This is a genomic window from Kitasatospora sp. NPDC001225 (assembly GCF_053597855.1).
The window spans coordinates 20,443-27,267 of record NZ_JBSFJC010000110.1 but is presented as its reverse complement, the minus strand read 5'-3'; the positions used below and the strand labels follow the sequence as shown (position 1 = coordinate 27,267).

At 74.1% G+C, this 6,825-nt stretch carries 8 protein-coding genes and 1 pseudogene; 5 read left to right on the top strand and 4 right to left on the bottom strand.

What is annotated here, in order from left to right; translation table 11 throughout:
• Positions 1 to 323 (top strand): annotated as a pseudogene (locus ACWDCZ_RS29725) (monooxygenase); the annotation flags it as partial.
• Between the two features lie 272 nt (positions 324 to 595).
• Here the strand turns inward: ACWDCZ_RS29725 and ACWDCZ_RS29720 are convergent.
• Positions 596 to 1,057, bottom strand: a complete 462-nt coding sequence (locus ACWDCZ_RS29720; RefSeq protein ID WP_449817437.1) for a prevent-host-death family protein — start codon at positions 1,055 to 1,057, stop codon at positions 596 to 598.
• 82 nt (positions 1,058 to 1,139) lie between these two features.
• On the opposite strand from ACWDCZ_RS29720, the gene ACWDCZ_RS29715 reads away from it, so the two are divergent.
• The gene (locus tag ACWDCZ_RS29715; RefSeq protein ID WP_387969827.1) at positions 1,140 to 1,811 is read left to right on the top strand and encodes a class I SAM-dependent methyltransferase; all 672 of its coding nucleotides are present in this window, start codon (positions 1,140 to 1,142) and stop codon (positions 1,809 to 1,811) included.
• Positions 1,812 to 1,859: 48 nt separating this feature from the next.
• On the opposite strand, the gene ACWDCZ_RS29710 is transcribed toward ACWDCZ_RS29715, so the two are convergent.
• Positions 1,860 to 2,312: a hypothetical protein gene (locus ACWDCZ_RS29710; RefSeq protein WP_449817436.1), complete on the bottom strand. Its 453-nt coding sequence runs from the start codon at positions 2,310 to 2,312 to the stop codon at positions 1,860 to 1,862.
• Positions 2,313 to 2,409: 97 nt separating this feature from the next.
• Complete coding sequence (locus tag ACWDCZ_RS29705; RefSeq protein WP_375873277.1) at positions 2,410 to 2,919, bottom strand: MarR family winged helix-turn-helix transcriptional regulator; 510 nt, start codon at positions 2,917 to 2,919, stop codon at positions 2,410 to 2,412.
• Positions 2,920 to 3,072: 153 nt separating this feature from the next.
• Here ACWDCZ_RS29705 and ACWDCZ_RS29700 point away from each other — a divergent pair, with 153 nt between their 5' ends.
• The 3 genes from ACWDCZ_RS29700 (at position 3,073) to ACWDCZ_RS29690 (ending at position 5,975) form a co-directional block, all read left to right on the top strand.
• A complete protein-coding gene (locus ACWDCZ_RS29700) occupies positions 3,073 to 4,029 on the top strand; it encodes an EamA family transporter (RefSeq protein ID WP_449817435.1) in 957 nt (318 codons plus the stop codon).
• A 161-nt stretch (positions 4,030 to 4,190) separates the two neighbouring features.
• Entirely contained in the window at positions 4,191 to 4,994 is an 804-nt protein-coding gene (locus ACWDCZ_RS29695; protein ID WP_449811962.1) for a serine hydrolase, read from the top strand.
• A gap of 27 nt (positions 4,995 to 5,021) precedes the next feature.
• Positions 5,022 to 5,975, top strand: a complete 954-nt coding sequence (locus tag ACWDCZ_RS29690) for a hypothetical protein (RefSeq protein WP_449817434.1) — start codon at positions 5,022 to 5,024, stop codon at positions 5,973 to 5,975.
• Between the two features lie 18 nt (positions 5,976 to 5,993).
• On the opposite strand, the gene ACWDCZ_RS29685 is transcribed toward ACWDCZ_RS29690, so the two are convergent.
• Positions 5,994 to 6,797 (bottom strand): hypothetical protein, encoded by an 804-nt coding sequence (locus ACWDCZ_RS29685; RefSeq protein WP_449817433.1) that lies wholly within the window; start codon positions 6,795 to 6,797, stop codon positions 5,994 to 5,996.
• Positions 6,798 to 6,825 lie beyond the last annotated feature (28 nt).

Here is a 6,825-nt window from a genome sequence, read left to right as displayed (position 1 = left end):
CCGCCCACGCGATGTGCCCCTTCCAGGGCCAGGGCGCCTGCCAGGCCATCGAGGACGCCGTCGTCCTCGCCTCCCTGCTCACCCCCGCCGCCGACCCGGCCGCCGCCCTGCCCGCCTACACCGCCGCCCGGCTCCCCCGCACCACCGCCGTCGTCGCCGCCTCCCGCCGCATCGGCGACCTCGTCGCCCTCCGCTCCCCCGCCGCCACCCTCCTGCGCGACACCGCCCTCACCCTCACCGGCCTCCTTCCCGCCCGCACCCTGCTGAACCGCTCGGCCGCGACCTTCGCCTGGCAGCCACCGACCCTGGGCGGAGCGGGGTGAGGCGGACCGGGGCGAGGGGACCCGCAGCCGCCGGAGCCAAGGCCGGCTACGTGTCGGTGTCCTTGGGGCGCCGGGGCGAGGCGTAGACGAAGTGGACGGTGCGGGCCGCCTCGTCCACCAGGTACCGCACCCGGCCGCCCGCCGTCACCTCGTACTCCCATTGCGGCAGCTCGACCCCGCCGAAGACCCGGGTCGCCAGGCGCCCCCGGAGCCGGTGCTGCCGATCGGGGTCCCGCGCCGAGACGGCGGGACGTCGTCGCCGCGCTTGGGGCTCACGACTCGACCACCTCGCCGTGGTCGTCGCCGGGGAGGGGGCCGGTGAGCCCGGCCGCCAGTTTCGGATCCGCGAGGACCCTGGCGGTGGCGCGCCACTCGGCTATCACCCGGTGCAGGCCGGTGTGCACGTCCAACTCGACGACGTCACGCGTCGCGTCGACGAGGTCGACGACGAACTCCCGGATCTCCTCGGCCGACAGGTGCCTGACCCAGGGGAAGACCATGGGAAGGGCCGGCAGCACGGCCCGGGCACCCTCATCACTGCCGATCAGCGCGGCGAGCAGGCGCGCGGTGACGTCCGCGGTCTGCTCGCGCTGGCGGTCGTGGCGCTCGGTGGTGAGGTAGAGGTCCTCGCCGTCCCGCCGCGTGACGCGCACGCGCTGGGCCCGCTCCACGGTGTCCGCGACACGCTTGGAGTTCTTCGACAGCTCGGAGAAGGACACGGTGAGGGTCGGCATGGTCCGACGGTAGTTCGGAATACGTTCCGAAGTCCATCGCGACGAGGCCGTCGGGCGGCCCGTGTCGGTGGCGGTTGCGATGATGCGCGCCATGGATGACTCCGGCCGCCGCGCCATTGCCGAGTACTGGGACGCGGCCGCCGCGGCCTTCGACGAGGAGCCCGACCACGGGTTGCGGGCGGGGCCGGTGCGGGCGGCGTGGCTTCGGCGGGTGCGGGGGTGGGTGCCGGGCGGGGCGGCGGACGTGCTGGACGTCGGGTGCGGCACCGGCTCGCTGTCGCTGCTGCTCGCGGCGGACGGGCACCGGGTGACGGGCGTGGACCTGGCGCCGCGGATGGTCGGACGGGCCAGGGCGAAGCTGGTCGCGGCGGGCCTGACGGCGCGGTTCCTGGTGGGTGACGCGGGCGCGCCGCCGCTCGGGGACGAGAGCTTCGACGTCCTGCTGTCGCGGCACCTGGTCTGGACGCTCCCCGAGCCCGAGCGGGCGCTGCGCGCCTGGGTGCGACTGCTGCGGCCGGGCGGCCGGCTGGTCCTGGTCGAGGGCCGGTGGCGGGAGACCGGGCAGGCCACCGTCTCGCCGTACCCGGCCGGGGCGGGGCCGCTGCCATGGGGCGGCGGGGTCGGGGCGGAGGAACTCGCGGCGGCCGTACGGCCGTTGGTCTCCGAGCTGCGGGTCGAGCCGCTCGGCGGGGAGGCCGAGCTGTGGGGCGGGCCGGTGGACGACGAGCGGTACGCGCTGGTCGCGCGCCGTTGAGCGGCCCGGTCGGGCGGCCCGATCGGACCTCCCGGCCAGACGGCCCGGTCAGACGGGCTGGCCGAAGGTGCCGGTGAGCGGGTCGGAGTGGTGGCAGGCGGCGCAGCGCAGCCGGGTGTAGATCGCCACCGCGCCCATGAAGACGTCCTCGCGCCCGTCGGCCGGGGACGTGGAGGCGGCGGGTTCCCCGCAGTCCAGGCAGACCCGGCGGGGGCGGGCGGCGATCGAGCAGGCGCGGCAGATCAGGTGGGTCGGGTGTTCCGCGTGCACGACGACGGGCTGCGGCCCGCCGTACAGCAGGTGGTCGCACCAGGTGCAGGACTCGTCCCGCTGCGACGCCAGCATCCGGGCGCGGGCCTCCTGCTGCCATTTCGCCGCCTCCTGCAGCGGCACCTTGACCGGCGGCCCCCACCCGGAGGCGGTCAGCCACTGGGCACCCTCGGTGCCGGCGGCCCGCAGCTGGTCGCCGACGGCGATGTCCCTGGGCGTCTTCTCTTTCATCGGGGCCTCTCCTCCGGTGGGCTTCCGCAGGGGATAACGCCGCCGGGACACCGCTGGACACGCCGCCCGCGCCCGCCCTTGGAGGCACCGGCCCGGCTCAGAGGAGCGGCTCGGTGTCCCCGTGCGCGATGAGGAGCTTGCGCAGCAGGGCGTCGAGCCGGTTGCGCTCGTCCGCGTCGAGGGCCGAGAGGATGCGCTCCTCGTTGCGGACGTGACCGGCCAGGGCCCCGTCGATCAGTTCCTTGCCGGCCGGGGTGAGGCGGACCAGGACGGCCCGGCGGTCGGTCGGGCAGGGGTTGCGCTCGACCAGTCCCTTGGCGGACAGCCGGTCGACCCGGTTGGTGATGGCCCCGGAGGTGACCATCGCGGACTTGAGCAGCGCGCGGGCGTTGAGCTCGTACGGCTCGCCGGAGCGGCGCAGGGTGGCCAGCACGTCGAACTCGGAGGAGTCCAGGCCGCAGGCGGTGAAGTACTCGCGCAGGGCGTTGTCGACCCGGACGTTGAGCCGTCGCAGCCGGCCGATCAGGGCCATCGGCCCGGCGTCCAGCTCGGGGCGGGCCCGGGCCCACTGCTCGACGATGTCGTCCACGGTGTCGCGCTGCTGCATGCCCGCCGCCCTTCCGGAGCCGTCTGTCCGTAGCCGTCCGGTGTCCGCTGCCCACCCGACGCAGATATCTTAACATTCACATACTTGACGTTCGCGGATCCCCGGCGTAGAAATTATCTCAACGTTCAGATAATCAACGTTCAGGGGGACGTCATGGCCGTCATGGACCGCAAGCGCGCGGGGATCGCCGCCACCGCCGCACTCGCCCCGGCCGCGTGGGGCACCACCTACCTCGTCACCACCCAGCTGCTGCCCGACGGCCGCCCGCTGCTGCTCGCCGCGCTCCGCGCACTCCCGGCCGGACTGCTCCTGCTGCTGATCGGCCGCCGACTTCCCAAGGGGCGCTGGTGGGGGCGCGCGGCCGTGCTCGGGATGCTCAACATCGGGCTGTTCTTCCCGCTGATGTTCGTCGGCGCCTACCGCCTGCCCGGCGGCGTCGCCGCCACCATCGGGGCGATCCAGCCGCTGCTCGTCGCCGGATTCTCGATCGGCGTGCTGCGGGTACGACCCGGACGGCGGGCGGTGATCGCCGGACTGGTCGGGGTCGGCGGAGTGGCCCTGCTGGTGCTCAAGAGCGGCGCCCGGCTGGACGGCGTCGGCATCGCCTCGATGGTCGCCGGGATCTCGCTGATGGCCATGGGCACCGTCCTCACCCGCCGCTGGGGCCGCCCCGAGGGCGCCACCCTGCTCGACCTCACCGGCTGGCAGCTCCTGGCCGGCTCGGTCTTCCTCGTCCCGCTCGCCGCCCTGGTCGAGGGCGCACCGCCCGCCCTGAGCGCCGCCAACCTGGCCGGCTTCGCCTACCTCGGCCTGTTCGGCACCGCGCTCGCCTACTCCCTCTGGTTCCGCGGCATCGAGCACCTCGGCGCCGGCCCGGCCTCCTTCCTCGGCCTGATCAACCCGGTCGTCGCCACCCTCGGCGGCCTCCTCGTCCTCGGCCAGACCCTCACCCCCTGGCAGGTCCTCGGCCTCCTCCTCGCCCTCGCCGCCATGCTCGTCGGCCAGGCCCCCGCCCGCCGCACCCCAACCCCGGCCCCGACCACCACCCCCTCCACAGCCGCAACCGAGCCCCCCACCCCCCGCCCCGAACCGGCCACCGCCGCCCGCTGACCAGCCCCTCCCGAACGCCCGCCGGCTACCCGCCCGCGGGCGTTCGGCCGTTCCCGGCCTCTCTGCCCCGCCCGGTCATCGGACCGGGGCGTACGGCGCTCCCGTGCGGGTAGGGAGCCGTTGGCCCGACTCGACCAGAGCGGGAGGAAGGGGACTGCCCGATGGTCGATTCCGACGGATTGCACTCCGCGATCGCCGCACAGATCGAAGCGTTCACGACGGCCGGCGGCACAGGCGTGCGCAGCGTCCTGGTCAAGACGCTCGACGGCCCCCGGCTCACCGTCGCCCACCGGGCGGACCTGGTGCTTCCTGCGGCGAGCCTGACCAAGATGATCCTCGGGGTGGCCCTCTTCGACTCGGCCGAACGCGGCGAGCTCGACCCCGATGAGCGCGTCCGGATCGGGGCCCTCCCGGGCACGATGTACCCGAGTGTGCTGCAGGCCCTCGACCCCGATTCGACCGTCACCGTACGGGAGTTGTGCGGGTTCGCCCTGGTGACCAGCGACAATCCGGCAGCCGAGCACGTACGCGCCGTCCTGGGCCAGGAGCGGATCGACGCCACGATCAAGGCCGTCGGACTGCACAGCACGACCTTCCCTGCCGGGTTCTCCGAGCGGGAACTCGGTCCGCTCGGCCGGGCCAACACCACGACCGCCGAGGACATGCTGAGGCTGGTCGAGTACATCGACCGGACGCCCCACCTCGAGCCGGTCCGCCGCTACCTGGTCAACTACCTGCGCAACGACCGGATTCCGTCCCGCCTGGACGACGACGTCCCGGTCCGGCACAAGACCGGAAGCCTGCGCGGCATCGTGAACGACGCGGGCATCGTCCTGCATCCCGCACACCGCGTCGCCATGGTCTTTCTGACCGAGGGGCAGGCGGACAACATTCGTACGGCGCAGGAGATCGGGGAGGTCTCCGAACGCATCGTCCGGATCATCACAGAGGGGTCGGCGCTCTGACGCGGCCCACGGGGGTGGCGCGTGGCCGTGTCTCGTGAACGACAACTGCGCAAGATCCTCGCGCTGATCAACACCCTCGCATTGACGGTGGGGCTGGTCTGCGTGGTGACCGCGGCACTGATGACCCACCAGCAGGTCCTCGCCACCGTCCTCAGCCTCATCGGCGGCGCCTTCGTGTCGGCGGCGGCCGTCACCCTCGCGATCGGCTCCCTCACCGTACGGGAGACCACGGAACAGGTGGACAGCGCCGTACTTCGCGGCATGCAGGACGTCCTCGGTCCGGTGCGTGACCCGCTGTTCGCCGGAGCGCTGTCCGCCTACCGCTACGACTGCCTGCTCTCGCCCGCACCAAACGGCGACGCCCATCCGGACTACCTCTACCAGAGCTTCCGGATCTCCTACCGGATCGAGGCCCTGCCCGGAACGGTGACGATCGCCTGCCTCGCCTCCAACGACGACGCCGGACTGGACGGCTTCACCGGGCCCGAGTGCCTGCTCCGGTGGATGATCGACGACAACCTGGATCCGGACGACCCGGAAGTCTTCACGGTCGGCGCGGTCCGGGTCGACAACCGCGAACTGGAACGCGCGCCCGCCACGCACGAGGACGTCGTCGGCGGACGCGCCAGGGTCGAACACTTCCCGGTACCGCGCGAGGTTCAGGCCACCGCGGGCCACCTGGTGGAGCTGAGCGTCACGGCACGCAAGTTCGTGGGAAACGACCGACGGATTCGCGTGCAGGCCCAGGTGTTCCGCCATGTCACCGATGCCGAGTACCGGCTCACCGTTGATCCCGCGCTCCGGCCGACCCGCCTGAGCGTGAACGCGTCGGAGATCAGCGCGCTCGGGGCCGCCCACGGTGCGAGCGTCCGGGCCACCTTCCCCGCGCCGTTCAACAACACCGCCGGGCTGATCCAGCTCCCGTTCCCGCTCCAACCCGGCAGCGTCATGGCCTTCACCATCGACCGACACGTGGCCTGACCCGGCGCCCGGCGGGGGTCAGCCGGTGGCGCGGATGTAGATGTCGGCGGCGCCGGGGAGGCCGCCGGAGATGGTGGCGACGTAGATGCGGCGGGCGGTGGGGGCGTGGGTGGGGAGGGCGGTGGGGCTGGGGGTGGGGGTCCAGGTGGGGCTCGGGGTGGGGTCGTCGGGGGTGGGCTCGTCCGGGGCGGCGGGCTCGTCCGGGACGGGGTCCGGGGCGGGGGCGACCACGGGGGCCGGGTCGGCGGGGTCGGCGGGCTCGGCGAGGGGGTCGTCGGACTCCGGGGCGGGGGTGGCCTCCGGGGACGGGCTCTCGGCGGGGGTGGGGGTGGCCGAGGGGGAGGGGGTGGCGACGGGCGGCGGCGGGGAGTCGGGGAGTTCCGGGGCCTCGGCCGGCTCGTCGCCGCCGAGGGCGGCGAGCAGGTCGGCGGGGAGCGGGGCGACCGGGCCGGGCGCGGGGAGGTCGTAGGCGCTGAGGAAGTCGCCGAGGCCGGGGGCCCGGCCGCCGCCGAGGCGGTAGTGCAGGTAGGCGACCGGGGCGCCGTCGGAGGTGTGGGTGTAGACGGCGCCGACGGGGACGTAGAAGCGGCCGACGCCGGGGTGCTGGGAGGGGTGGAGCCCGGCCAGGCGTTCGGCGCGGTCGCGGTCGGTCTCGCGGCCGGTGCCGCCGGCGGTGAGCGCGTTGACGCCGCGCACCACGAGGGCGGCAGCGACGGACACGCACAGCACCAGCCCGACGGCGACGGTGCGCCGCAGGACCGGGCGGCCGTGCAGGGCGGGCCACGAGTCGGTCACCGTGCGCTCGGGTGGGATGCCGTCCACGGTTGTCTTGCTCCCCCGTTCGGTCAGA